The organism is Burkholderia ambifaria AMMD, from assembly GCF_000203915.1.
GTDB lineage: Bacteria > Pseudomonadota > Gammaproteobacteria > Burkholderiales > Burkholderiaceae > Burkholderia > Burkholderia ambifaria.
On sequence record NC_008390.1, the window covers coordinates 864,159 to 887,135 of the forward strand.

27 protein-coding genes and 1 tRNA gene are annotated in these 22,977 nt (G+C 67.8%); 6 read left to right on the forward strand and 22 right to left on the reverse strand.

Going from position 1 to position 22,977, the window contains the following annotated elements:
- Nucleotides 1-9 precede the first annotated feature (9 nt).
- Nucleotides 10-1,377, forward strand: a complete 1,368-nt coding sequence (gene waaA, locus BAMB_RS03915) for a lipid IV(A) 3-deoxy-D-manno-octulosonic acid transferase (protein ID WP_011656153.1) — start codon at nt 10-12, stop codon at nt 1,375-1,377.
- Nucleotides 1,378-1,437: 60 nt separating this feature from the next.
- Here the strand turns inward: waaA and ureG are convergent, their stop codons facing one another.
- From ureG to hemN, 16 genes are all read right to left on the reverse strand, one after another.
- The gene (gene ureG / locus BAMB_RS03920; protein WP_011656154.1) at nt 1,438-2,085 is read right to left on the reverse strand and encodes an urease accessory protein UreG; all 648 of its coding nucleotides are present in this window, start codon (nt 2,083-2,085) and stop codon (nt 1,438-1,440) included.
- A gap of 14 nt (nt 2,086-2,099) precedes the next feature.
- Nucleotides 2,100-2,780, reverse strand: coding sequence for an urease accessory protein UreF (locus BAMB_RS03925; RefSeq protein ID WP_011656155.1), 681 nt, complete (start codon nt 2,778-2,780; stop codon nt 2,100-2,102).
- On the reverse strand, nt 2,767-3,375 hold the full coding sequence (gene ureE, locus BAMB_RS03930; protein ID WP_011656156.1) for an urease accessory protein UreE: 609 nt from the start codon (nt 3,373-3,375) through the stop codon (nt 2,767-2,769). The genes BAMB_RS03925 and ureE overlap by 14 nt, the downstream gene beginning before the upstream one ends.
- Nucleotides 3,376-3,392: 17 nt before the next feature.
- A complete protein-coding gene (ureC, locus tag BAMB_RS03935; RefSeq protein ID WP_011656157.1) occupies nt 3,393-5,099 on the reverse strand; it encodes an urease subunit alpha in 1,707 nt (568 codons plus the stop codon).
- Between the two features lie 29 nt (nt 5,100-5,128).
- Nucleotides 5,129-5,434, reverse strand: coding sequence for an urease subunit beta (locus BAMB_RS03940; protein ID WP_006752109.1), 306 nt, complete (start codon nt 5,432-5,434; stop codon nt 5,129-5,131).
- Nucleotides 5,435-5,448: 14 nt separating this feature from the next.
- Entirely contained in the window at nt 5,449-5,751 is a 303-nt protein-coding gene (gene ureA / locus BAMB_RS03945; RefSeq protein ID WP_006406310.1) for an urease subunit gamma, read from the reverse strand.
- 240 nt (nt 5,752-5,991) lie between these two features.
- Nucleotides 5,992-6,867, reverse strand: coding sequence for an urease accessory protein UreD (locus BAMB_RS03950; protein ID WP_011656158.1), 876 nt, complete (start codon nt 6,865-6,867; stop codon nt 5,992-5,994).
- 228 nt (nt 6,868-7,095) lie between these two features.
- Nucleotides 7,096-7,788 (reverse strand): urea ABC transporter ATP-binding subunit UrtE, encoded by a 693-nt coding sequence (urtE, locus tag BAMB_RS03955; protein ID WP_011656159.1) that lies wholly within the window; start codon nt 7,786-7,788, stop codon nt 7,096-7,098.
- A 4-nt stretch (nt 7,789-7,792) separates the two neighbouring features.
- Nucleotides 7,793-8,650 carry an urea ABC transporter ATP-binding protein UrtD gene (gene urtD / locus BAMB_RS03960; protein WP_006752106.1) on the reverse strand — a complete coding sequence of 286 codons (858 nt, stop codon included), beginning with the start codon at nt 8,648-8,650 and terminating at the stop codon, nt 7,793-7,795.
- Complete coding sequence (gene urtC / locus BAMB_RS03965; protein ID WP_011656160.1) at nt 8,647-9,831, reverse strand: urea ABC transporter permease subunit UrtC; 1,185 nt, start codon at nt 9,829-9,831, stop codon at nt 8,647-8,649. Before urtC ends, urtD begins: the two co-directional genes overlap by 4 nt.
- A 1-nt stretch (nt 9,832) precedes the next feature.
- Complete coding sequence (urtB, locus tag BAMB_RS03970; protein WP_011656161.1) at nt 9,833-11,452, reverse strand: urea ABC transporter permease subunit UrtB; 1,620 nt, start codon at nt 11,450-11,452, stop codon at nt 9,833-9,835.
- A 141-nt stretch (nt 11,453-11,593) separates the two neighbouring features.
- Nucleotides 11,594-12,901, reverse strand: coding sequence for an urea ABC transporter substrate-binding protein (urtA, locus tag BAMB_RS03975; RefSeq protein ID WP_011656162.1), 1,308 nt, complete (start codon nt 12,899-12,901; stop codon nt 11,594-11,596).
- A 390-nt stretch (nt 12,902-13,291) separates the two neighbouring features.
- Nucleotides 13,292-13,615: a rhodanese-like domain-containing protein gene (locus BAMB_RS03980; protein WP_006752102.1), complete on the reverse strand. Its 324-nt coding sequence runs from the start codon at nt 13,613-13,615 to the stop codon at nt 13,292-13,294.
- Nucleotides 13,616-13,626: 11 nt separating this feature from the next.
- Nucleotides 13,627-14,283 carry a protein-L-isoaspartate O-methyltransferase family protein gene (locus tag BAMB_RS03985; protein ID WP_011656163.1) on the reverse strand — a complete coding sequence of 219 codons (657 nt, stop codon included), beginning with the start codon at nt 14,281-14,283 and terminating at the stop codon, nt 13,627-13,629.
- A 104-nt stretch (nt 14,284-14,387) separates the two neighbouring features.
- Nucleotides 14,388-14,645: a hypothetical protein gene (locus BAMB_RS03990; RefSeq protein WP_006752100.1), complete on the reverse strand. Its 258-nt coding sequence runs from the start codon at nt 14,643-14,645 to the stop codon at nt 14,388-14,390.
- Between the two features lie 72 nt (nt 14,646-14,717).
- Nucleotides 14,718-16,109 carry an oxygen-independent coproporphyrinogen III oxidase gene (gene hemN / locus BAMB_RS03995; RefSeq protein ID WP_011656164.1) on the reverse strand — a complete coding sequence of 464 codons (1,392 nt, stop codon included), beginning with the start codon at nt 16,107-16,109 and terminating at the stop codon, nt 14,718-14,720.
- Between the two features lie 171 nt (nt 16,110-16,280).
- Here hemN and BAMB_RS04000 point away from each other — a divergent pair, with 171 nt between their 5' ends.
- The 3 genes from BAMB_RS04000 (at nt 16,281) to BAMB_RS04010 (ending at nt 18,237) form a co-directional block, all read left to right on the forward strand.
- On the forward strand, nt 16,281-16,598 hold the full coding sequence (locus BAMB_RS04000; protein ID WP_011656165.1) for a YkgJ family cysteine cluster protein: 318 nt from the start codon (nt 16,281-16,283) through the stop codon (nt 16,596-16,598).
- Nucleotides 16,599-16,732: 134 nt separating this feature from the next.
- Nucleotides 16,733-17,326 carry a DUF1439 domain-containing protein gene (locus BAMB_RS04005; RefSeq protein ID WP_011656166.1) on the forward strand — a complete coding sequence of 198 codons (594 nt, stop codon included), beginning with the start codon at nt 16,733-16,735 and terminating at the stop codon, nt 17,324-17,326.
- An 80-nt stretch (nt 17,327-17,406) separates the two neighbouring features.
- A complete protein-coding gene (locus BAMB_RS04010) occupies nt 17,407-18,237 on the forward strand; it encodes an undecaprenyl-diphosphate phosphatase (RefSeq protein WP_011656167.1) in 831 nt (276 codons plus the stop codon).
- A 115-nt stretch (nt 18,238-18,352) separates the two neighbouring features.
- On the opposite strand, the gene trmB is transcribed toward BAMB_RS04010, so the two are convergent.
- Both trmB and BAMB_RS04020 read right to left on the reverse strand, forming a co-directional pair.
- Nucleotides 18,353-19,120, reverse strand: a complete 768-nt coding sequence (gene trmB, locus BAMB_RS04015) for a tRNA (guanosine(46)-N7)-methyltransferase TrmB (protein WP_011656168.1) — start codon at nt 19,118-19,120, stop codon at nt 18,353-18,355.
- A gap of 133 nt (nt 19,121-19,253) precedes the next feature.
- Nucleotides 19,254-19,328, reverse strand: a tRNA-Gly gene (locus BAMB_RS04020).
- 291 nt (nt 19,329-19,619) lie between these two features.
- On the opposite strand from BAMB_RS04020, the gene BAMB_RS04025 reads away from it, so the two are divergent.
- Nucleotides 19,620-19,964 carry a cupin domain-containing protein gene (locus BAMB_RS04025; protein ID WP_011656169.1) on the forward strand — a complete coding sequence of 115 codons (345 nt, stop codon included), beginning with the start codon at nt 19,620-19,622 and terminating at the stop codon, nt 19,962-19,964.
- Between the two features lie 129 nt (nt 19,965-20,093).
- Here BAMB_RS04025 and BAMB_RS35795 read toward each other — a convergent pair whose 3' ends face one another.
- From BAMB_RS35795 to BAMB_RS36155, 4 genes are all read right to left on the reverse strand, one after another.
- A complete protein-coding gene (locus tag BAMB_RS35795) occupies nt 20,094-20,258 on the reverse strand; it encodes a helix-turn-helix domain-containing protein (RefSeq protein WP_338084269.1) in 165 nt (54 codons plus the stop codon).
- A 74-nt stretch (nt 20,259-20,332) separates the two neighbouring features.
- The gene (locus BAMB_RS04035) at nt 20,333-20,539 is read right to left on the reverse strand and encodes a hypothetical protein (RefSeq protein ID WP_041491101.1); all 207 of its coding nucleotides are present in this window, start codon (nt 20,537-20,539) and stop codon (nt 20,333-20,335) included.
- A gap of 9 nt (nt 20,540-20,548) precedes the next feature.
- A complete protein-coding gene (rpsU, locus tag BAMB_RS04040) occupies nt 20,549-20,761 on the reverse strand; it encodes a 30S ribosomal protein S21 (protein ID WP_011656170.1) in 213 nt (70 codons plus the stop codon).
- 291 nt (nt 20,762-21,052) lie between these two features.
- The gene (locus BAMB_RS36155) at nt 21,053-21,337 is read right to left on the reverse strand and encodes a hypothetical protein (RefSeq protein WP_011656171.1); all 285 of its coding nucleotides are present in this window, start codon (nt 21,335-21,337) and stop codon (nt 21,053-21,055) included.
- Between the two features lie 476 nt (nt 21,338-21,813).
- Between BAMB_RS36155 and BAMB_RS04050 the strand changes: the two genes are divergently transcribed.
- Complete coding sequence (locus tag BAMB_RS04050; RefSeq protein WP_011656173.1) at nt 21,814-22,974, forward strand: enolase C-terminal domain-like protein; 1,161 nt, start codon at nt 21,814-21,816, stop codon at nt 22,972-22,974.
- Nucleotides 22,975-22,977: the final 3 nt, after the last annotated feature.

Consider the following 22,977-nt stretch of genomic DNA (forward strand, 5'->3'; position numbering starts at 1 on the left):
AGCCCGTTCATGCTGAGGGCGATCTATCGCGCGCTGTGGTGGCTCGTCGCGCCGATCGCCGTCATCCGCCTCTTTGTGCGCTCGCGCAAGGAGCGCGGCTACCGCGAGCACGTCGCCGAGCGCTTCGGCCAGGTCGCGGGCCGTTCGCCGGACGATCGCGCGCCGCTGATCTGGGTGCATGCGGTGTCGGTCGGCGAGACGCGCGCCGCGCAGCCGCTGATCGACGCGCTGATGCGTACGCGTCCCGACGCGCGCATCCTGCTCACGCACATGACGCCGAGCGGCCGCGCGACCGGCGAGCAGATCTTCGGCGATCGCGTGCTGCGCTGCTACCTGCCGTACGACATGCCGGGCGCGGTGCGGCGCTTCCTGCGCGCGTGGCGGCCGACGCTCGGCCTCGTGATGGAAACCGAGGTGTGGCCGACGCTGATCGACGAGTGCCGCCGCGCGGACGTGCCGCTCGTGCTGACCAACGCGCGGATGTCCGCGCGCTCGCATCGGCGCGCGGCGAAGTTCGGCGCGGCCACGCGCGACGTGTTCGGCGGTTTCTCGCGCGTGCTCGCGCAGAGCCCGGCCGATGCGGAGCGGCTGACGTCGCTCGGCGCGCGCAACGTGACGGTGCTGGGCAACCTGAAATTCGACATGACCACGCCGCCGGAGCTGGCCGCGCGCGGTCATGCATGGCGCGACGCGATCGGCACGCGGCCCGTGTGGGTCGCCGCCAGCACGCGCGAGAACGAGGAGGCGCTGGTGCTGCAGGCGTTCGCCGCAATGCGCACGCCGGGCGCGCTGCTGATCCTCGTGCCGCGCCATCCGCAGCGTTTCGGCGAAGTCGAGGCGCTCGTCGAGCGCAACGGGCTCCAGTGCGTGCGGCGTTCGGTGTGGGGTGCGGACGCGGCGGCCCTGGCGGCCGGCCGGCCCGCTGCGGCAGAACCGTTGCCGGCCGACGTGACGGTGTTGCTCGGCGATTCGATGGGTGAGCTCGGCGCGTACTACGCGGCCGCCGACGTCGCGTTCATCGGCGGCAGCCTGCTGCCGCTCGGCGGGCAGAACCTGATCGAGGCATGCGCGGTGGGCGTGCCGGTGCTGATCGGCCCGCACGTGTTCAACTTCACGCAGGCGACCGCCGATGCGGTCGCGGCCGGCGCGGCGATGCAGGTCGCGGATCCGCTCGATCTCGCGCACGTGCTCGACGCGCTGTTCGCCGACAACGCGCGGCGCATCGCGATGGGCGCGGCGGGGGCCGCGTTCGCGGCGCGCCATCGCGGCGCGACCGCGCGCTCGGTCGACGTGCTCGCGGCGTTGCTGCCGCCGGTCGAGCGCGGCGGCGGCGCGATGCGCGGCACAACCGACGCGTCGGAACCATCCGACGACTGAGCGGGCGGCGCGAAGCCGCCCCTGGGCAGGCGAGGCGGCAGCGGGCCGCCGCGCCGCCGCTCACACCGTCAGCAATCCTTTCTTCTCGATGAATGCGACGACGTCCGCGACGCCATCGAGCGCCTTCAGGTTCGTCATCACGTAAGGCCGCTCGCCGCGCATCTTCTTCGTGTCGGACGCCATCACGTCGAGGTTCGCGCCGACGAGCGGCGCGAGATCGGTCTTGTTGATCACCAGCAGGTCGGACTTCGTGATCCCGGGGCCGCCCTTGCGCGGAATCTTCTCGCCGCCGGCGACGTCGATCACGTAGATCGTCAGGTCCGACAGCTCGGGGCTGAACGTCGCCGCGAGATTGTCGCCGCCCGATTCGATGAACACGATGTCGGCATCGGGAAAGCGCGACAGCATCCGGTCGACGGCCTCGAGATTGATCGACGCATCCTCGCGGATCGCCGTGTGCGGGCAGCCGCCCGTCTCGACGCCCATGATTCGCTCCTCGGGCAGCGCGCCCGCGACGGTCAACAAACGCTGGTCTTCCTTCGTATAGATGTCGTTCGTGATCGCGACGAGGTCGTAGCGCTCGCGCATCGCCTTGCACAGCATTTCGAGCAGCGTGGTCTTGCCGGAGCCGACCGGGCCGCCGATGCCGACGCGCAGCGGCGGCAGTTTCTTGGTGCGGCGGGCGGGGGAGAGAGCGGGTGCGTTCATGGCGTGGGTCGGGTTCAGGAGCGGAACAATCGCGAATACTGGGTTTCGTGCCGCGCGGACAGGATGCCGAGCTGCGGCGCGAACGTGTTGACGGCGTCGGGCGGCGTGGCGAGCGCGCGGCGCACGGCCGCGTCGATCGCGCCGCGCAGCGCGACGATGATGCGTTGCCCGGCAAGCTGGCCGAGCGGCACCGCTTTCAGCGCGGCCGACGTCTGGTTCTCGACCCAGCCGAACGCGTACGCGGCGAGCACGGCGTCGGCGCTCGCGTCGTGCGCGGCGGCCGCATAGGCGAACGCGGTCGGCAGCGCGATCGGCGAAATCGTCGCGAGCGTCGCGCGGCGCGCGGTATCGCCCCATTCGAGCGATGTGCAGAGCTGCGCGAGTGACCAGCCCATTTGCTCGGTCTCGCGGCGCAGTTCTGCCGATTCGCGGCTCGCGACGAACCACGCGTTCTCGCGCGCGAGCGCATCGGCGTCGTGCGCGTGCCAGCGTGCGAGCTGGTGCGCGAGGAACGGCAGTTCGCCGTGCGCGAGCACGTCGGTCAGCCCGCCCGCGATCCAGTCGCGCGCGGTGTCGGCGTCGCGGATCAGGTTCGCGTCGAGCGCGGCTTCGAATCCCTGCGAATAGCTGAATGCGCCGATCGGCAGCGCGGGCGACGCGAGATGCAGCAGCGCGACGAGCTCAGTGGTGGTCATGGCCGCGGTGGCCGTGCGTGCAGCCCGGACCATGCTGGTGATCGTGATCGTGATCGTGATCGTGCGAGTGCGAGTGGCCGTGGTGCTCGCCGAATACCTGCTGCGCGAGCGCGTAATCCTCGGCGAACGTCGCATCATGTCCGTGCTTGTGGCCGCCGCCGTACGCACCGGCTTCCGGCTGGAACGGTGCGCTCGTGGGTTCGACCTGCGTGCCGAGCCGGCGCAGCATGTCCGCGAGTACCGGATCGGCTTCGAGCTTCAGGTAGCCGTCGCCGATCTCGACCGGCGTGTGACGGTTGCCGAGGTGATACGCGGCGCGCATCAGCGTGAGCGGATCGCCCGCGCGCACGAGCAGCACGGTCTCGGGCGCCGCGGCGATGCGCACGAGCGCGCCGTCGTCGGCGACGAGCACGTCGCCGTCGCGCAGCACGGTGCCGCGCGGCAGCACGACCGCGACGTCCTCGCCGGTATCCAGCGTGGCCGCGAGGCGGCTCTTGCAGCGGGCGTCATAGGCGAGCGTGAGCGTCGGCGCGCGCGCGACGAGCGACGCGGCGAGCTTCACGTTCGGGGCAATGCGTTTGTCGAGGGTGCGCATGGAACGAAAACCGTAAATCAGAACAGGAAATAGCGTTGCGCCATCGGCAGCACCGACGCCGGCTCGCAGGTGAGCAACTGGCCGTCGGCGATCACGTCGTAGGTTTCGGGGTCGACGCTGATCGACGGGCGCCATGCGTTGTGGATCATGTCGGCCTTCGTCACGTTGCGGCAGTTGCGCACCGGCACGATGCGCTTCGCGAGCCCGTAGCGTTCGGCGATGCCCGCGTCGGCGGCCATCTGCGACACGAAGGTGAGCGACGTGCGCGCGAGCGCGCCGCCGCGTGTCGCGAACATCTCGCGGTAGTGGACCGGCTGCGGTGTCGGGATCGACGCGTTCGGGTCGCCCATCTGCGCGACCGCGATCATCCCGCCCTTCAGGATCATCGACGGCTTGATCCCGAAGAACGCCGGTTCCCACAGGACGAGGTCGGCCCACTTGCCGGGTTCGATCGACCCGACTTCGTGCGCGATCCCGTGCGTGATCGCCGGGTTGATCGTGTACTTCGCGACGTAGCGTTTCGCGCGGAAGTTGTCGTTGCGGGCGCCGTCTTCCGGCAGCGCGCCGCGCTGCACCTTCATCTTGTGCGCGGTCTGCCAGGTGCGGATGATCACTTCGCCGACGCGGCCCATCGCCTGCGAGTCGGACGACAGCATCGACAGGGCGCCGAGATCGTGCAGGATGTCCTCGGCCGCGATCGTCTCGCGGCGGATCCGCGATTCGGCGAACGCGAGATCCTCGGCGATCGACGGATCGAGGTGATGGCACACCATCAGCATGTCGAGATGCTCGTCGAGCGTGTTGATCGTGTACGGGCGCGTCGGGTTGGTCGACGACGGCAGCACGTTCGCCTCGCCGCACACCTTCAGGATGTCGGGCGCATGGCCGCCGCCCGCGCCTTCGGTGTGGTACGTGTGGATCGTGCGGCCCTTGAACGCGGCGACCGTCGATTCGACGAAGCCGGCTTCGTTCAGCGTGTCGGTGTGGATCGCGACCTGCGTGTCGGTGTCGTCGGCCACCGACAGGCAGTTGTCGATCGCGGCAGGCGTCGTGCCCCAGTCTTCATGCAGCTTCAGGCCGATCGCACCGGCCGCGATCTGCTCGACGAGCGGCTGCGGCAGGCTCGCGTTGCCCTTGCCGAGGAAGCCGAGGTTGATCGGCCAGCCGTCGGCCGCCTGCAGCATCCGCTCCATGTGCCACGGGCCCGGCGTGCAGGTCGTCGCGTTGGTGCCGGTGGCCGGCCCCGTGCCGCCGCCGAGCATCGTCGTGACGCCCGACGCGAGCGCCTCGTCGATCTGCTGCGGGCTGATGAAATGGATGTGCGTGTCGATGCCGCCCGCGGTGACGATCAGCCCTTCGCCGGCGATCACTTCGGTCGCGGCGCCGATCGCGATCGTCACGCCGGGCTGGATGTCCGGGTTGCCGGCCTTGCCGATCGCGGCGATGCGGCCGTGCTTGATCGCGATGTCGGCCTTCACGATGCCCCAGTGATCGAGGATCACCGCGTTCGTGATGATCGTGTCGGGCACGTCGGCGGCCACGCGCTGCGACTGGCCCATCCCGTCGCGGATCACCTTCCCGCCGCCGAATTTCACTTCCTCGCCGTAGATCGTGTAGTCGCGTTCGATCTCGATCAAGAGTTCGGTATCGGCGAGCCGCACGCGGTCGCCCGTCGTCGGCCCGAACATTTCCGCGTACGCGCGGCGGCTCAAGCGTAATGTCATGGTGCTGTTCCTGAAGAGTGGGGCGCGGCTTACAGCGGCCCCATCACCTTGCCTTGAAAACCGTAGACGGCGCGATCGCCGGCCAGCTCGACGAGCTCGACGGTGCGCGTCTGGCCCGGCTCGAAGCGCACGGCGGTGCCGGCCGCGATGTTGAGCCGGAAGCCGCGCGCGGCCGCGCGGTCGAACGACAGCGCGTCGTTGGCTTCGAAGAAGTGGTAGTGCGAGCCGACCTGCACCGGGCGGTCGCCGGTGTTCGCGACGACGACCGTCAGCGTCGGGCGGCCTGCGTTCAGTTCGTGCTCGCCGTCGTCGGTGAGGATTTCGCCGGGGATCATGCGGGGGGCCTCGCTCACGGAATCGGGTGGTGGACGGTCACGAGCTTGGTGCCGTCCGGAAAGGTCGCCTCGACCTGGATGTCGGGGATCATCTCCGGCACGCCATCCATCACGTCGTCGCGCGTGAGCAGCGTCGTGCCGTAGTGCATCACCTCGGCGACGGTCTTGCCGTCGCGCGCGGCTTCCATCAGCGCGGCGGTGATGAATGCGACCGCCTCCGGATAGTTCAGCTTGAGCCCGCGCGCGCGACGGCGCTCGGCCAGCAGCGCCGCCGTGAAGATCAGCAGCTTGTCCTTTTCTCGGGGAGTCAGTTTCATGAAGGCAATCGTTCAGGAAAACGTAATTTTTTATCGGGGCGCGGGGTTTCGGCACAGGCGCGGGCCATCGTAGCACCGCGCGTTTTTTCCGTGCGTCGTGTATCCGTTATGTAAGCAGCAAGGTGCGTGCCATGCCGATAAAACGTGCGGCGATGCGCGTTCGTGGTGCGCAATGCATGAATGGCGGGCAGCGCGGGCGACGGCGCTGCGCCGAAACGGTGCGCGCCAGGCGGCGCGCGCTCAGGTTTGCCAGAGGCGCAGCGGCCGCGCGTCGACGCCGTGCACGATCGGACGCAGGTAAAGCCAGCAGTCGGCGAAGTGACGCTGAAGCGCTTCCATCGAGGTCGACAGCGCGCGCACCAGCACGACGCCGGGCGTCACGCAGGTCGCGCCCGCGCGCAGCGTGTCGTCGAACGGCATCCGCGCGGCGAGCGCTTCGGCCAGTGCCGCATCGCACGCGGCGCCGGCGGCCCACAGCGTGCCGTACACCGGAAAGCCGGCGAGACCCTGCAACGCGCCGCGCAGCGGATCGTGCGCGTCGAGCAGCGCGCGCTCGGTCCACAGCGGCCGTCCGTCGGCATCGACGAGTGCCGAGCGCGACGCGATGCGGCCGGCCGACCACGTTTCGCCGGCCGCCTGCCTGCCGAGTTGCGTCGCGTCCCAGCCGATCGCGCTCGCGCCCGCGCCGAGCGTCACCGTGAAGTCGAGCGCGGCGTGGGCCGCGTCGAAGAACAGGTTGTTCTGCGGCAGCCAGTCGAGCTTCGCGTGCGCGCCGACCGTGATGCCGATGCGTTGCGTCGCGTCGAGACCGTTCGACTTGTACCACTTGGTCGCGCCGGGCGTCGTCAGCACCGCATGCGTGCCGTCGCCGAGCGCGATGCCGATGTCGAGCTGGTCGCCGCCCGCGACGCCGCCCGGCGGGTGAACGATGACCGCGTGGCAGATCGCGTCGCCTTCCGGATACAGCGGCCGCTGCACGCGCAGCGGGCCGTCGTGCAGCCGATGGACGAGCGTCGTGCGCGCGCCGTGCCGTTCGAAGCCGAGTTCGAGGCGACCGCGCCACGATTTGGCGACGGAGGGGCGGGACAGCGAGGCGTGAGAATCAGGGGCGGACATCGGTGCAAAGCAGGGGACGGGGCGCGGTGAACGAGGATGCTACTGCAACAATATACGCTTCGGCGGTCGCGTTGCAGGATGACGCAACGTCGCTCGCAGGCCGTGCTGTTTCGCCGGCGTGGGCCCGACATGCGTTGCCCGGCGACGCGCCGGATCGAAGCGCCGGATCGAAGCGCCGGCCGAAGCGTCGAATCGGTAACCGCAAGCGCCGCCGCCCCGGCCGGCCTGCTACACCGCGATCAGCTCGCGCACACCGTTCGCCTCCATGTCCCGCGCATCGCCGCCCGCGACGACCTCGCCGCGGCTCATCACCCAGTAGTGGTCCGCGATCGAGCGCGCGAAGTCGTAGTACTGCTCGACGAGCAGCACGGTCATCTTCGATTCGTCGACGAGCTGGCGCAGCGTGCGCCCGATGTCCTGGATGATCGACGGCTGGATGCCCTCGGTCGGCTCGTCGAGGATCAGCAGCTGCGGCTCGCTCATCAGCGCGCGGCCGATCGCGAGCTGCTGCTGCTGGCCGCCCGACAGGTCGCCGCCGCGCCGTGCGCGCATGTCCTTCAGCACCGGGAATAGTTCGTAGATGCGGTCGGGCACCGACGAGCGCGCCTTGCGGCTTGCCGCGCCGACGAGCAGGTTTTCCTCGACGGTCAGCCGCGGAAAGATGTCGCGGCCCTGCGGCACGTACGCAAGCCCGGCCGCGACGCGTGCATACGGCGGCAACGCGCCGAGCGGCGTGCCGCGCCACGACACGCTGCCGCTCTTCGCGGCGACGACGCCCATCAGGCAGCGCAGCAGCGTGCTCTTGCCGACGCCGTTGCGGCCGAGCAGCACGGTGAGCTTGCCGTCTTCGGCGGCGAGGTTCACGTTGCGCAGGATATGGCTGCCGCCGTAGTACTGGTTCAGTGCGTCGATCTTCAGCATCGCATCATCTTCCGAGGTAGGACTCGATCACCGCGTCGTCGCGCTTGACCTGGTCGAGCGTGCCGTGCGCGAGCACCGCGCCGTTGGCCATCACCGTCACGCGGCCCGTGTCGCCCGCGAGCGCCGCGACGAAGTCCATGTCATGCTCGACGACCATCATCGAGCAGGTGCCGCGCAGCGTGTTCAGCAGCGCGGCGAGTTCCATCGTCTCGTGATCGGTCATCCCGGCCGCCGGTTCGTCGAGCAGCAGGAGGGCGGGGCGCTGCATCAGCAGCATGCCGATCTCGAGCCGCTGCTTCTGCCCGTGCGACAGCTCGCCGGCCGCGCGATACGCATCGCTTTCCAGGCCGATCAGCGCGAGCGTTTCCTCGATCTTCGCCTGCGCGGTGCGATCGAGCCGCGCGCGCAGCGACGCGAGCCAGCCCTTGTCGGTCTGCATCGCGAGCTCGAGGTTTTCCCACACCGGATGCTGTTCGAACACGGTCGGCTTCTGGAACTTGCGGCCGATGCCCGCACGCGCGATTTCCGGCTCGTTCATCCGCGCGAGATCAATCGTCTGGCCGAGAAACACCTTGCCCGCATCCGCGCGCGTCTTGCCGGTGATCACGTCCATCATCGTGGTCTTGCCCGCGCCGTTCGGGCCGATCACGCAGCGCAGCTCACCGGCGTCGATCGCGAGCGACAGCTTGTTCAGCGCGCGAAAGCCGTCGAAGCTGACCTCGATGTCCTCGAGGTAGAGGATCGTGCCGTGCGACGTGTCGATGCCGGGCGGCACCACGCGGCCCATCGATGCGGTGCCGCTGACGGTCAGCAGCTCGTCTTCGGCCGGTGGCGTGAACTGGTAGAGGGCCGTGCCGTTCATCCGCGTTTCCCCTTCGCAAGCAGCGTGTCGACGAGGCCCATGATCCCGCGCGGCAGCAACAGCGGCACCAGCACGAAGATCAGGCCGAGAAAGAACAGCCAGTATTCGGCGAAGTACGCGGTAAAGAAACTCTTCGCGCCGTTCACCGCGAACGCGCCGACGATCGGCCCGATCAGCGTGCCGCGCCCGCCCACCGCGACCCAGATCGCCATTTCGATCGAGTTGCCGGGCGACATCTCGCCGGGATTGATGATGCCGACCTGCGGCACGTACAGCGCGCCCGCGATGCCGCACAGCACGGCCGACAGCGTCCACACGAACAGCTTGTACGCGAGCGGGCTGTAGCCGAGGAACATCAGCCGCGTCTCGCCGTCGCGCACCGCGGTGACCACGCGCCCGAGCTTGCTCGTGACGATCGCGCGCGCAACGATGAACGCGAGCACGAGCGTCGCGAAGGTCAGCAGCAACAGCACCGTGCGCGTGCCGGGCGACGTGATCGCAAACCCGGCGATGCGCTTGAAGTCGGTGAAGCCGTTGTTGCCGCCGAAGCCCGTCTCGTTGCGAAAGAACAGCAGCATCGCGGCGAACGTCAGCGCCTGCGTGATGATCGACAGGTACACGCCCTTCACGCGCGAGCGGAACGTGAAGAAGCCGAACACCCACGCGAGCACGGCCGGCACGAGCACGACCAGCGCGAGCGCCCACGCGAGATGCTGCGTGCCGCTCCAGTACCAGGGCAGCTGATGCCAGTCGAGGAACACCATGAAGTCTGGCAGGTCGCTGCCGTACTTGCCCTCGTGGCCGATCTCGCGCATCAGGTACATGCCGATCGCATAGCCGCCGAGCGCGAAGAACAGCCCGTGGCCGAGACTGAGGATGCCGCAGTAGCCCCACACGAGATCGAGCGCGAGCGCGGCGATCGCGTAGCACATCAGCTTGCCGCCCAGCGTCATCGCGTACGCGGACAGATGGAACGCGCTCGACTCGGGCGCGACCAGCGCGGCCAGCGGCACGCCGACGCCGATCGCGATGCACAGCGCGACGAGCGCGAGCCACGCGCGGCGCGACAGCAGCGCGGGGCGCGGCGGCAGGCCGAGCGCGAAGCCTTCCTTCGCGGGCACGGCGGCGGGCTTCGGCGCGTCGGCGACCGGGTTCGACAACGAATCGGTGATTGAAGTCATGTCACGCCTCCGCGCTGCGGCCCTTCGGGGCGAACATGCCCTGCGGACGTTTCTGGATGAACAGCACGATCATCACGAGCACCGCGATCTTCGCGAGCACGGCGCCCCAGAACGGTTCGATCGCCTTGCTGACGAGACCGAGCCCGAAGCCGCCGAGCACGGTGCCGGCGATCTGGCCGACGCCGCCGAGCACCACCGCCATGAACGAATCGATGATGTAGTTCTGCCCGAGATCGGGGCCCACGTTGCCGATCTGCGACAGCGCGCAGCCGCCGAGGCCCGCGATGCCCGCGCCGAACGCGAACGCATACGCATCGACACGCGCGGTCTTCACGCCGACGCACGCGGCCATCCGGCGGTTCTGCGTGACCGCGCGCACGAACAGGCCGAGCCGCGTCTTTGTCAGTACCGCCCACGCGACGAACACGACCGCGAGCGCGAACGCGAGGATCGCGAGCCGGTTGTACGGCAGGATCAGGTTCTGCATCACGGTCACGCCGCCGCTCATCCACGACGGGTTCACGACCTGCACGTTCTGCGCGCCGAACAGCATGCGCGTCGCCTGGATCAGGATCAGGCTCACGCCGAACGTCGCGAGCAGCGTCTCGAGCGGGCGGCCGTACAGGTGCCGCAGCACGAGCCGTTCAAGCACGATGCCGACCAGCGCGGCCGCCGCGAACGACACGGGCACCGCGACGAGCGGATACCAGTCGAACGCGGTCGGCGCATGGCGCTGGATCAGCGTCTGCACGACATAGGTTGCGTACGCACCGATCATCAGGAATTCGCCGTGCGCCATGTTGATCACGCCGATCAGCCCGTACGTGATCGCGAGGCCGAGCGCCGCGAGCAGCAGCACGCTGCCGAGCGACAGGCCCGCGAACACGGTGCCCACGATCTCGCCGCGGCGCTGCAGCGCGTGCAACGTGTCGAGCCCTTGCTGCGCGGCTGCGCGTACGCGTGCGTCGGGTTCCGTGTAGCTGCCGTCGGCGTTCTTCGCGACGAGCGGGCGCAACTGCTCGATCATGTCGAGATCGCTGCGCGCGGCCACCACCTGCACGGCGTCGAGACGCTTCGCCGGATCGGCATCGTGCAGCGCGGCGATGGCCCACAGTGCGTCGAGGCGGCGCTTCAATGCCGGGTCGGTTTCCTTCGCGCGTGCGCGCTCGATCATCGGCTTGAGTGCCGGGTCGGGCGACTTCAGCAGCGCGTCGATCGCGTCGCGGCGCGCGGCGACGTCGGGCGATGCGAGCGCGAGGCCCGACAGCGCGGCGGCGATCTTCGTGCGCAGCAGGTTGTTCAGCATCACGGGCTGCGCGTCGCCGGCCGGCGTCGCGGCCTGCGTCAGCGCATCGTGCGCGGTGTCGCCGGTCTGGATCAGCAGGCGGCCGTCGCCGGTCGCGAGCGCGTCGCCGGTCGACAGCGCATTGAGCAGCGCGACGGCGCGCGGATCGGCATCGGCGGCGATCCGTTCGATCGCGGTCGTTTTCGCGTCGAAGTCGTCGCCGGCGAGCGCGGCGGTATCGGCGGCCGTCAGGGCGAACGCGGCGCGCGGCAGCGCGCAGGCCAGCGCGGCACAGGCGACGACCGCGACGGCGGCGCGGCGAAAGCGGGTAGGCATCGGGAGATCCTGTGGGGCGTGGAAAAGCGAATGCGTGCGGCGGTGCGCGGGCGCGTGCGGTTCGTCACCGCACGCGCGGCGGCATGCCCGCGGCAGCCTGCGAGCGGAGCGCCACGCCGGTGCGCGGCGCTCCGCATCGCATCAGACGAGCGCCGCGCGCTGCCGCCGCAGGAATGCCGGGATCGAGCTGACGATGTCCGGCTTGCCCTGGTTGCCCGCGATGAACGGGCTCCACGGCTGCGCGCGCACGGCCGTCTTCGTCTTCCACACGACGTTGAATTGCCCGTCGCCGCGAATCTCGCCGATCATCACCGGCTTGTGCAGGTGGTGGTTGCCGTCCATCGACAGCGTGAAGCCCGACGGCGCGACGACGCTCTGGCCGATCATCGCGACGCGCACCTTGTCGACGTCCGTGCTCTTCGCCTTCTCGACGGCCTGCTTCCACATGTGGATGCCCACATAGGTCGCCTCCATCGGGTCGTTGGTCACGCGCTTCGCACCGCCCGGCAGGTTGTTCGCCTTCACCCACGCGGCGAACTGATCCTTGAACTTCGTGTTCGTCGGGTTCTTCACCGACATGAAGTAGTTCCACGCGGCGAGGTGGCCGACGAGCGGCTTCGTGTCGATCCCGCGCAGTTCTTCCTCGCCGACCGAGAACGCGACCACCGGCACGTCGGTCGCCTTGATCCCCTGGTTGCCGAGCTCCTTGTAGAACGGCACGTTCGAATCGCCGTTGATCGTCGAGATCACGGTCGTCTTGCCGCCTTGCGCGAAGGTCTTGATGTTCGCGACGATCGTCTGGTAATCGCTGTGGCCGAACGGCGTGTAGACCTCCTGAATGTCGGCGTCCTTCACGCCCTTCGATTTCAGGAACGCACGCAGGATCTTGTTGGTCGTGCGCGGATACACGTAGTCGGTACCGAGCAGGAAGAAGCGCTTCGCGCCGCCGCCTTCCGCGCCCATCAGGTACTCGACGGCCGGGATCGCCTGCTGGTTCGGCGCGGCGCCCGTGTAGAACACGTTGCGCGACATTTCCTCGCCTTCGTACTGCACCGGGTAGTAGAGCAGGCCATTCAGTTCCTCGAACACCGGCAGCACCGACTTGCGCGACACCGACGTCCAGCAGCCGAACACGCACGCGACCTTGTCCTGCGTGAGCAGCTGGCGCGCCTTCTCCGCGAACAGCGGCCAGTTCGATGCGGGATCGACGACCACCGGCTCGAGCTTGCGGCCCATCACGCCGCCGCTCTTGTTGATGTCGGCGATCGTCATCAGCGCCGTGTCCTTCAGCGACGTTTCGGAGATCGCCATCGTGCCCGACAGCGAATGCAGGATGCCGACCTTGATCGGGCCCGTGCCCGTATCGGCCGCTTGCGCGAACGGACTCTTGCCCGCCAGCGCGAGTGCACCGGCCATCGAACCGAACTTCAGCAGACTGCGACGTTTCATCGGGTTCCCCTTGACGTGTTGGATGTGCGTGCGCCGTGGCGGCGCCGGCATCGTAGTAACGCAAGGCATGTGCCAGTCGCGCGGATGCACGCTGGGCGTGCCTGGCGAGGGGTGGCTCAAGGTGCGCAGGCGGTGCACATGACGCGTCGTGCAGCATGCGCGATCCGTTGCGGTGCAGTCGCGCGGGCGCAAATGGTGCACGGCGCGCTCGCCGGCGCACCGACGTCAACGGAACGAGGGGGAAACATGGAAGCAGAAACGCAAACGGGCGCGCAAAGCGCGCCCGTTCGGCGGGGACCGGTGCGACCGGCGGCAATGGGCCGGTCGGCGTGGCGGCGCGCGATGCGCCGCCGGGGTAGGTCGGTAACTCGGCGGTAACTCGCCGGTAACTCAGTAACGCGGCACGGACGGATCGACGTCACGCGACCACGCGTCGATGCCGCCCTGCAGGTTGTACAGCTTCGTGAAGCCGCGCGATTCGAGGAACATCGCGACCTGCGCGCTGCGCATGCCGTGATGGCACACGCAGACGATTTCGGCTTCGTCGTCGAGCTCTTCGCTGCGCGCGGGGATCTGCTGCATCGGGATCGACACGCTGCCGGCGATCTGAGCGGTCGAGATTTCCCACGGTTCGCGCACGTCGAGCACGACCGGCGCGGGACGCGCCGGATCGCGAAGCCATTCCGCGAGCATCGCGGCAGTCAGGATCTGCATGGGGCCGCCGCTCAGAACTTGAAACGCGACGGTTCGATCGCGTTCACGAGGTGGTCGACGTAGGTCTCGAACACGTCGGCGACACGGTACTGCTTGTCGTCGATGCGCGTGATGATCTGCGCCTTCATCACCGGACGGCCACCGACGAACGCCGACAGGCGGCCGCCGATCTTCAGCTGTTCGAGCATCTGCTGCGGCACGACCGGCAGGCCGCCCGCGACGCAGATCACGTCGTACGGCGCCTTGTCGGGCCAGCCGAGCGAACCGTCGCCGAGCACGACTTCCGCGTTCGTCACGCCGTCGTTGCGCAGGTTGTCGGCCGCGAACTTCGCGATGGCCGGATCGATCTCGACGGCCGTCACGTGCAGCGTGCGATGCGCGAACAGCGCGGCCAGATAGCCGGAGCCCGCGCCGATCACGAGCACGTTCTCGTGCTTCTTCACCGCCAGTTCCTGCAGCATGCGCGCTTCGACGCGCGGGAACAGCATCTTGCCGCGGCCGCCGGGCAGCGGCAGCTCGAGGTCGGCGAACGCGAGATCGCGATGTTCGGGCGACACGTAGTTTTCACGCTTGACGATCGACAGCAGGCCCAGGACGTCGAGATCCAGCACGTCCCACGGCCGGATCTGTTGTTCGATCATGTTGAAACGCGCGTTTTCGATATTCATGGTGTGGTCACGCAGCCAGGTCGGCCATCAGCGGGGATAGAGAAACTTCGTGATTGTACCAAACGGGGCGCCGGCGAAGCCTTCAGACGGCCTGCAACAGACCTTTACCCCTTGCTCTTCTTGATCTGCGCTTCGAACGCGAGGTCGAGCTTGCTCGCCTTGCGCGGTTTTTGGGGGCCGAACTGGTCGACGAACTTGACGAATTCGTCGAGCGGCAGCGGCTCGCTGCGCTTCTCGGCGGTGCCGCCCGAGCGGTCGACCAGATAGAACAGGCCGCCCGCCATCGCGACGGCCGCGAACTGCGGGTTGCCGGACCGGGTCTTCAGGCGTTCGACCGCGTGGGTCGCTTTGGTGGTGCGCATCGTGCGGGTTCTTGCAGGGGCGTTGAGCCCGTTACTTTAGCAAACCGGCCGCCCGCATGCGGCCGCGCGGCGTCAGACGGTGCGCGAATAGCGCTGGCGCGGCGTCCGGCCGAGGTAGGCGTCGAACGCCATCGCGATGTTGCGCACGACCATCCGGCCGGCCGGGAGAATCGTCAGGCGGTCGCCGGCGATCGTCAGCAGCCCGTCCTGCTCGAACCCGCGCAGCGCGTCGAGCTCGCGCGCGAAGTGATCGGCGAAGCGGATCCCGTGCGCCGCCTCGATATGCGAGAACGGCAATTCGAGGTTGCACATCAGCTGCGTGATCACGTCGCGGCGCAGCCGGTCGTCGGCCGTGAGCCGCACGCCGCGCGCGATCGGCAGCCGGCCCGCGTCGAGCGCGGCGCCGTAGGCCGGCAGATCCTTCGCGTTCTGCGCGTAGACGTCGCCGACCTTGCCGATCGACGACACGCCGAAACCGATCAGGTCGGTATCCGCGCGCGTGCTGTAGCCCTGGAAATTGCGCTGCAGCGTGCCGTTGCGCTGCGCGCGCACGAGTTCGTCGGTTGGCCGCGCGAAGTGATCCATCCCGATGTACACGTAGCCGGCTGACGTCAGCATGTCGATCGCCAGGCCGAGCAGCGCGATGCGCGTTTCGGGCGGCGGCAGCGTCGCGTCGTCGATCTGCCGCTGCATCTTGAACAGGTGCGGCATGTGCGCGTAGCCGAATACGGACAGGCGGTCCGGCGCGAGTTCGATGATCGTCTCGAGCGTGCGCGCGAACACGGCGACCGTCTGGTGCGGCAGCCCGTAGATCAGGTCGACGCTGACCGAATGGAAGCCCGTCGCGCGCGCGGCGGACATCAAATCGGCCGTCATCGCGAGCGGCTGGATCCGGTTGATCGCCTGCTGCACGACCGGATCGAAATCCTGCACGCCGAGGCTCAGCCGGTTGAAGCCGATGTTGCGCAGGTGGACGAGCCGCGCGGGCGTGACCGTGCGCGGGTCGATCTCGATCGAGAACTCGGCCTCGGCGTCCGGCGCGAGCACGAAATAATCGCGGGTGGTCGCCATCAGTTCGGCCATTTCGGCGTCGGACAGGAAGGTCGGCGTGCCGCCGCCCCAGTGCAGCTGCGTGACCGGGCGCGCGGGATCGAACAGCGCGGCCTGCAGCGCCAGCTCCCGTTTCAGTTGCTCGAGATACGGGCGCGCGCGGCGATGGTTGTTGGTCGCGATCTTGTTGCAGCCGCAATAGAAGCAGGCCGTGTTGCAGAACGGGATATGGAAGTACAGCGACAGATCGCTGGACGACGCGCCGGGATCGCGCGCGGCACGCAGGTAGTCGGCCGGGTCGAAATCGTCGCGGAACTGCAGCGCGGTAGGGTAGGACGTATAGCGCGGCCCGTTCGCGCCGTACTTCGCGAGCAAATCGGGACGGAACATCGTGTCGGCAGAACCGGAACTCATGCTGGCCTCGCGCTTTTCAGATGCGTTCGAGTATATAAACGCGCGTTTCGGCTGCATTGTGTAATAACGTCGCAGCCGGCGATGGCACAATGCGCGGTGGACCGCCGCACGCCGCGTCCGGTTGCCGCACCGTTTTTTTGTCGTTCTTGAGAGAGTCGAGTGTCCGTCGAAATGCCTGTCCGTCCGGCACCCGCCGATGCCCCGCCGCCGCATGCGTGCCGCGAGGGGTGCGGCGCGTGCTGCATCGCGCCGTCGATTTCGTCCCCGATTCCGGGGATGCCCGACGGCAAGCCGGCCGGCGTGCGCTGCGTGCAGCTCGGCGACGACCTGCGCTGCCGGATCTTCGGCCGTCCGGAGCGTCCCGCGTGCTGTTCCGGGCTGCAGCCGTCCGCCGAGATGTGCGGTGCGTCGCGCGACGACGCGCTCGCGTGGCTGACGCGCCTCGAGGTCGCGACCCAGCCCGCGCCCGGCACCGGCGCTTCCCGTTGACGCATGGTCGTGCACCGGCTCGCGCACGGAACCGGCGGCGTGTGCGCAAGCACTAACTTCGGTCCACGGCCCCGAAGCGGCGGCCGAGCCGATGGCCCCACTGCCGCTTCGCCCGATACAGGAGATTGTCCAGCATGACCGCATCTTGCACGCCCGGCCGGCGCCGTTTCCTCGCCGTGTGCGCCGGCGCCATCGGCGTGTCGGTATCGCTCGCGGTATCGCTCGCCGCCTGCGCGTCGACGTTCCCGTTCATCCCCGATCACTACACGTTCTCGCGCGGCGACGTGCAGAAAGCCGTCGCGCGCAAGTTCCCGTACCAGAAGACGGTCGCGCAGGTCGTCGACGTGTCGCTTGCGAATCCGGCCGTCAACCTGCTGCCCGACCAGAACCGCGTCGCCGTGCAGCTCGACGCGCATTTCGCGAGTCCGTTCCTGAGCGAGCCGGTGAGCGGCAAGTTCACCGTGTCGGGCCAGCTGGCGTACGACGCGCCGAGCCGCTCCGTCGTGTTGCGGGCGCCGGCCGTCGACAGCCTCGTGCTCGACGGCAACGCGCAGATGTACGCACAACAGGTCGGCGCGGCCGCCGGCCTGCTCGCGACGCAGGTGCTGACCAACTATCCGATCTACACGTTCAAGCCCGAGCAACTGCAATTTGCCGGAGTGAACTACGAACCCGGTACAATTACGATTCTTACAAACGGCATACGCGTGGCGATCGTCGAAAAGTGACGACGTACCGCGCGCGGCCGGGCGGGCCGCGGCGGTGACGGGGCCCATTCTCTTTCGACTACTTCGGAGTTGGGCCACGGATGGACTGGATCCTGATCTGCAAGGCATTGATCCTCGGCGTCGTCGAGGGGCTGACGGAATTCCTCCCGGTGTCGAGCACCGGCCACCTGATCGTCGCGGGCAGCTTCCTGAATTTCAACGATGCGCACGCGAAGACCTTCGACGTCGTGATCCAGTTCGGCGCGATCCTCGCGGTTTGCTGGGAATACCGGCAACGGATCGTGTCCATCGTGACCGGTCTGCCGAGCCGGCCCGACGCGCAGCGCTTCACGCTGAACGTCGTGATCGCGACGATTCCCGCGATCGCGCTCGGCCTGCTGTTCGAGAAGAAGATCAAGGCCGTGCTGTTCTCGCCGGTGCCTGTCGCATTCGCGCTCGTGGTCGGCGGCGCGATCATCCTGTGGGCCGAGGCGCGGCAGCGCGAACGCAGGGAGCCACCGCGCGTGCAGTCGATCGATGCGCTCACGCCGCTCGACGCGCTGAAGGTCGGCCTCGCGCAATGTTTCGCGCTGGTGCCGGGCATGTCGCGCTCGGGCTCGACGATCATCGGCGGGATGCTGTTCGGCCTCGACCGGCGCGTCGCGACCGAATTCTCGTTCTTCCTCGCGATTCCGATCATCTTCGGCGCGACGCTCTATGAAACGGTCAAGGACTGGCAGGCCTTCACGGTCGACTCGCTCGGCCTGTTCGCGCTCGGGCTCGTTGCCGCGTTCGTCAGCGCGTTCGTGTGCGTGCGCTGGCTGTTGCGCTTCGTCGCGACGCACGACTTCACCGTGTTCGCGTGGTACCGGATCGCGTTCGGCCTGTTCGTGCTGCTCGTCGGTTACAGCGGGTGGTTGAACTGGGCGTGATGCCGGTGCGCAGGCGACGGCGCTTCCAATGAAGAACGGCCCGATCGGCAGATGCCGGTCGGGCCGTTCTTCATTGCGCGGCGCGCAGCGTGCGGTGCGCCGTCGCGGCGGGGATTCAGCCGGCGCGCTTGCGGAACACCAGGTCCCACACGCCGTGGCCGAGCCGCAACCCGCGCCGCTCGAACTTCGTGATGGGGCGGTAGTCGGGACGCGGCGCGTAGTCGGCGGCCGTGTTTTCGAGCGACGGTTCGGCGCCGAGCACTTCCAGCATCTGTTCCGCGTAGTTCTGCCAGTCGGTCGCGCAATGCAGGTACGCGCCGGGCTTCAGGCGCGATGCGAGGTGCGCGACGAGCGGCGGCTGGATCAGCCGGCGCTTGTGGTGGCGCGCCTTGTGCCACGGATCCGGGAAGAAGATGTGCACGCCGTCGAGGCTTTCCGGCGCGAGCATGTGCTCGAGCACTTCGACCGCGTCGTGCTGGATGATGCGGATGTTCGGCAGGTCCTGCTCGCCGATCAGCTTCAGCAGCGCGCCGACGCCCGGCTCGTGCACTTCGACGCCGAGGAAGTCGTCGCCCGGACGGTGCGCGGCGATTTCCGCGGTCGACGCGCCCATCCCGAAGCCGATCTCGAGGATGCGCGGTGCGCTGCGGCCGAACACGGCGTCCCAGTCGGGAATTTCAGCTGCGTACGGGACGACGAAGCGCGGGCCGAACTCGTCGAGCGCGCGGCGCTGGCCGGTCGACACGCGGCCGGCGCGCGTCACGAAGCTGCGGATGCGGCGGTGGTGCAGCGGATTGACTTCGTCGGCGCCGTCGGCGGCTTCGTCGGGGAGGGCGGCGTCGTCCGGCGGCAGGCCGGCTTCGTTCGGATCGTCGTGCATCATCGGTGACAGAGAAAGGCTCGGTTCGGGGCGCGGGCCCGTTACGCGCAGCGGTGCGCCGGATGAACGGGCACATGGTACAAAAAAGCCGCCTTCGACGAGGCGGCTCTTGCGCTGGCTGCCGTGCAGCCGAAAGTGGAGCGGGCGATGGGAATCGAACCCACGTCATCAGCTTGGGAAGCTGAGGTAATGGCCATTATACGACGCCCGCAGAACGGGTGATTGTACAGGGTTTGGCCGAGATGTTGCAAGCGAGGCGTGGTGGCCGCTGGCCTCGATGCCGGCATCGCTTGGCGTGGAGGCGATGACACCAGTGGGAAAGGTGAAGGACGATCCGTCGAAAGCGGTCCATCGATGCAACGCGAAATGGAACCCCCGCAGCGCCCCACCACGCAAGCCGGTGTCGAAATTAGACGAGTCAGTGTCGGAACCATACAAGCCCCGATGCGGCTTTCGAACTAACGTGACAGACCTCTCATCCGATCGTAAGTCTGGAGCCGACATGTCCGATTTCATCACCGTTCTGCGCGAAACCTGCCCGACCCCGGTCCTTGATGCCACCAAATGGAAGCGCATCGGCGGCGATCCGCACACCGTGAACCTCAACGCCTACCTGTCCGAGGACGGCAGCAAGATCATGGGCACGTGGATCTGCACGCCGGGCAAGTTCGAGGTGAACTACGAGAAGTGGGAGTACTGCCACTTCCTCGACGGCTACTGCATCATCACGCCGGAAGGCGAAGAGGCGGTGCACCTGAAAGCCGGCGACGTGTTCGTCATCGAGCCCGGCATGAAAGGGACTTGGGAAGTGGTGGAGACGGTGCGCAAGTATTTCGTCTTCGCCTGACGCGCCCGCATGACGCGTCATTCCTCCGGGATTTCGGCAGGAATGGCGGTCTCGCGGATTCCGGTTCAGTAAACTCGTTCCGGTTCGGGAACAGCTCGCCGAGCGTGGTCGCACGCTCGGCCGGTCCCGCTATCCCGCCGAGCGCGCGGGGCGCCTGATGCTCCGATACGCGCGCGGCCACATCCCGTACGTGCGCCGAAACTTGGGCCCGAGACGCGACGCGTCGGCAAATCCGCAGCCCGCCGCGATTTCGGAAATGTTCTTTCGCGGATGCATCAGCATCCATGCGGCCATGCAAATCCGTATTGCCCGGAAGCAGGCGGCCGGCCCGCGCCTCCCGATGCGATTCGACCACTCCCAACTGAAGCTTACTTCTCGACGCTCAGCGCCTTTTCGATCGCGGCAATCAATTTGAACGCATCATCGCGGCCGATCCGCAGGCCGCGACTCGTGTACTCGCAGCCAAACGCGTAGAAGCTTGGCAAAAGCGTGATCGCATCGTTCTGTCGATCGAAATCGACTTCGCATTTCGTCAACGGAAAGAACGGAGGGGCTTCGGCGGGCGGCTGGTACATGGCGTTCTCCTAGTGCAACTTGCGAGGCGGCAACATGCGCTTGGCGCGCAGGCGCTGTCGCGCGACGGCGCTGGCCTTCTCGCGCTCGCGCTGCGTCGTCCGCTTTTCATAACCGGTGCGACTGCGCAACTCGCGGATCAGGCCTGTCTTCTCGATGTCTCGCCGAAAGCGCCGAAGCGCGACATCGACCGGTTCGTTGGGCTTGAGGACGATCGTCGTCATGCAGATCCCGTTTTCAAACAATGCATGAAGGAACGCTGGTCGAGCGAAGTTGTGACGGCACTCGCCATCTCGTCGGATCGCATTCGAAATAGCCGACGCGGATCGACGGTGTGCGCGCGGCAGACAGCATCTGCGACGCCGGGTGATGACGCAACGCCGAACTGGCGAGGCCGTTATGCGGAGCTGCACCGGATTAGGCGATCTCGTGCAATGCAATCGGATGATCGCCTGCGCCGATGATCGCTTCGTGATCCGAAGTGATATACGACCGCGCTACCGCCGCAAGATACGTCAGTGGGAGTTGGCGAAGAGCGGCTGCTCGCCGCGATTGCCGTCGATGATCTCCTCCGCGTAGCGAAGGGACGCCCGGCGCGCTTCGCCCGCCGATTCGAACGGCGCGTTGCCGAGCAGCCGGAACGTTTCGCTGCGGGTCACCGTGTCGGCAGTGCCGCGCTGGCAAATCTTCACGGCTGCGTCGAAGCCGCCGTCGTAGTTGTGCGGGTTGCCGTTCTGGGAAGGCACGTGCGGATAAATCAGCGGATAGATTTCGAAACCACGATAGAGATGCATGCTCATGATGAACTCCTGGTTCGGTCGCGACAAATCGCGTGGACGAACACATCCGACCGGTATCACCGCTGCGCGGCGCGACGGGTAGGGTGAAAAAGGCAGCGACGCGTGCTGATGAACGCACGACGCAGCAATGAGGAAGATGGCGGGGCGAGCGGCCAGCAACTCGACCACCCGTGCTCGGACAAATTCATCATACGCGCTTGGTGTTGGTTGTCCATCTCATTCACTGCCGGCGCAATGCGATGCGCGGATTCGACGCACGCAACGCGCATCGAGCGTGACAGAGCATTCCTCGGTATTCCGATGCCGTGCAGCGCGATTCGGGTGATGCCGATGGAGCCGCGTGACGCCGCGTCGTCGTGATGATCGCGAGCCTGCAAGACATCGCGCGAGCACCTATGATGCAGCGATCCGCCAGCGCGCCGGCCGCATCGCGTGCATGGCCCGCGAACGCAGAACGTTTCCTCCGGAACCCGACCATGCGCATCATCGACATTCGCGAGCAAACAATTCCGGTTTCCCGTTATGCCGACCCGGCGATTTCGTCGGGCGGCCTGACGACGAGCGTCGTCGCGATCGTCACGGATGTCGTGCGCGACGGCCGCCCGGTGACGGGCTACGGTTACGCGTCGGTCGGCCGCTATGCGCAGGGCGGGCTGATTCGCGAACGGTTCGGGCCGCGGCTGCTGGCCGCCGCGGACACCATCGCCGACGACGCCGGTACGAACCTCGATCCGTTTCGCGCATGGCGCGCGATGATGGCCGGCGAGAAGCCGGGCGGTCACGGCGAACGCTGCGTTGCAGTCGGCGTGCTCGACATGGCGATCTGGGATGCCGCCGCGAAAATCGCCGGCCTGCCGCTCCATCGCTTTCTTGCCAACCGGCTCGCGCGCCACGCAGCGCGTCGCGTGCGCGTGTACGCCGGCGGCGGCTACCGTTATCCGCACGACGATCTCGCACGCCTGTCGGACGAGATGCGTCGCATCGCCGATCTCGGCTACACGCATGCGAAGATCAAGATCGGCGGCCCGGATCTCGACGATGACAAAAGACGCATCGAAGCCGCCGCTGCCTGCCTTGCCGACAGCTCGCACCTCGCGGTCGACGCGATGAACACGTACGACGCGGCGAGCGGGCGCGCCGCCGCCGCGATGCTGGCACCGTTCGGGCTCTGGTGGTTCGAGGACCTCTGCGATCCGCTCGACCTGCCGCTGCATGCGGACCTCACTGCGCAATACACGCCGCCGGTCGCGGCCGGCGAGGCGCTGTTCTCGCTCGCGGAAGCGAAGCTGCTCGAACGCTACGGCGGCCTGCGAGCAGACCGCGACTTCCTCGTGTTCGATCCGGTGCATTGCTACGGCCTGCCGGGCTATCTGCAGATCGTCGATCATTTCGTGTCGAACGGCTGGCGGCGCGATGCGTTCTGGCCGCACGGCGGTCACCTGTTCTCGCTGCACGTCGTGGCCGCGCTCGGGCTCGGTGGCGCGGAAGTCAATCCGTTTGCGTTCCATCCGTTCAGCGGGCTGCCGGACGGCGAAACGCTCGACGCCGGCTACGCGGCCGTGCCGCAGGCGCCGGGCATCGGCTTCGAGCTTCACGCCGATGCCTATCGCGCGTTTCGCTCGGTAGCGGGCCGCTGAGCG

Excerpts from the sequence above, each read along its gene's own strand:
- urtE (WP_011656159.1), bottom strand. The coding sequence starts at position 7,788 with ATGCTGAAGATCGACGCACTGAACCAGTACTACGGCGGCAGCCATATC.
- urtA (WP_011656162.1), bottom strand. The coding sequence starts at position 12,901 with ATGAAACGTCGCAGTCTGCTGAAGTTCGGTTCGATGGCCGGTGCACTC.
- BAMB_RS04000 (WP_011656165.1), top strand. The coding sequence starts at position 16,281 with ATGCCTGTCCGTCCGGCACCCGCCGATGCCCCGCCGCCGCATGCGTGC.
- hemN (WP_011656164.1), bottom strand. The coding sequence starts at position 16,109 with ATGAGTTCCGGTTCTGCCGACACGATGTTCCGTCCCGATTTGCTCGCG.
- BAMB_RS04050 (WP_011656173.1), top strand. The coding sequence starts at position 21,814 with ATGCGCATCATCGACATTCGCGAGCAAACAATTCCGGTTTCCCGTTAT.
- BAMB_RS03940 (WP_006752109.1), bottom strand. The coding sequence starts at position 5,434 with ATGATCCCCGGCGAAATCCTCACCGACGACGGCGAGCACGAACTGAAC.
- BAMB_RS03950 (WP_011656158.1), bottom strand. The coding sequence starts at position 6,867 with ATGTCCGCCCCTGATTCTCACGCCTCGCTGTCCCGCCCCTCCGTCGCC.
- BAMB_RS04035 (WP_041491101.1), bottom strand. The coding sequence starts at position 20,539 with ATGTACCAGCCGCCCGCCGAAGCCCCTCCGTTCTTTCCGTTGACGAAA.
- waaA (WP_011656153.1), top strand. The coding sequence starts at position 10 with ATGCTGAGGGCGATCTATCGCGCGCTGTGGTGGCTCGTCGCGCCGATC.
- BAMB_RS03990 (WP_006752100.1), bottom strand. The coding sequence starts at position 14,645 with ATGCGCACCACCAAAGCGACCCACGCGGTCGAACGCCTGAAGACCCGG.
- urtC (WP_011656160.1), bottom strand. The coding sequence starts at position 9,831 with ATGACTTCAATCACCGATTCGTTGTCGAACCCGGTCGCCGACGCGCCG.
- BAMB_RS03925 (WP_011656155.1), bottom strand. The coding sequence starts at position 2,780 with ATGACCACCACTGAGCTCGTCGCGCTGCTGCATCTCGCGTCGCCCGCG.
- rpsU (WP_011656170.1), bottom strand. The coding sequence starts at position 20,761 with ATGACGACGATCGTCCTCAAGCCCAACGAACCGGTCGATGTCGCGCTT.
- BAMB_RS03980 (WP_006752102.1), bottom strand. The coding sequence starts at position 13,615 with ATGCAGATCCTGACTGCCGCGATGCTCGCGGAATGGCTTCGCGATCCG.
- BAMB_RS04005 (WP_011656166.1), top strand. The coding sequence starts at position 16,733 with ATGACCGCATCTTGCACGCCCGGCCGGCGCCGTTTCCTCGCCGTGTGC.
- ureG (WP_011656154.1), bottom strand. The coding sequence starts at position 2,085 with ATGAACGCACCCGCTCTCTCCCCCGCCCGCCGCACCAAGAAACTGCCG.
- urtB (WP_011656161.1), bottom strand. The coding sequence starts at position 11,452 with ATGCCTACCCGCTTTCGCCGCGCCGCCGTCGCGGTCGTCGCCTGTGCC.
- BAMB_RS04010 (WP_011656167.1), top strand. The coding sequence starts at position 17,407 with ATGGACTGGATCCTGATCTGCAAGGCATTGATCCTCGGCGTCGTCGAG.
- BAMB_RS04025 (WP_011656169.1), top strand. The coding sequence starts at position 19,620 with ATGTCCGATTTCATCACCGTTCTGCGCGAAACCTGCCCGACCCCGGTC.
- trmB (WP_011656168.1), bottom strand. The coding sequence starts at position 19,120 with ATGATGCACGACGATCCGAACGAAGCCGGCCTGCCGCCGGACGACGCC.
- ureA (WP_006406310.1), bottom strand. The coding sequence starts at position 5,751 with ATGAAACTGACTCCCCGAGAAAAGGACAAGCTGCTGATCTTCACGGCG.
- ureC (WP_011656157.1), bottom strand. The coding sequence starts at position 5,099 with ATGACATTACGCTTGAGCCGCCGCGCGTACGCGGAAATGTTCGGGCCG.
- BAMB_RS03985 (WP_011656163.1), bottom strand. The coding sequence starts at position 14,283 with ATGAATATCGAAAACGCGCGTTTCAACATGATCGAACAACAGATCCGG.
- ureE (WP_011656156.1), bottom strand. The coding sequence starts at position 3,375 with ATGCGCACCCTCGACAAACGCATTGCCCCGAACGTGAAGCTCGCCGCG.
- urtD (WP_006752106.1), bottom strand. The coding sequence starts at position 8,650 with ATGAACGGCACGGCCCTCTACCAGTTCACGCCACCGGCCGAAGACGAG.
- BAMB_RS36155 (WP_011656171.1), bottom strand. The coding sequence starts at position 21,337 with ATGAGCATGCATCTCTATCGTGGTTTCGAAATCTATCCGCTGATTTAT.
- BAMB_RS35795 (WP_338084269.1), bottom strand. The coding sequence starts at position 20,258 with ATGGCCGCATGGATGCTGATGCATCCGCGAAAGAACATTTCCGAAATC.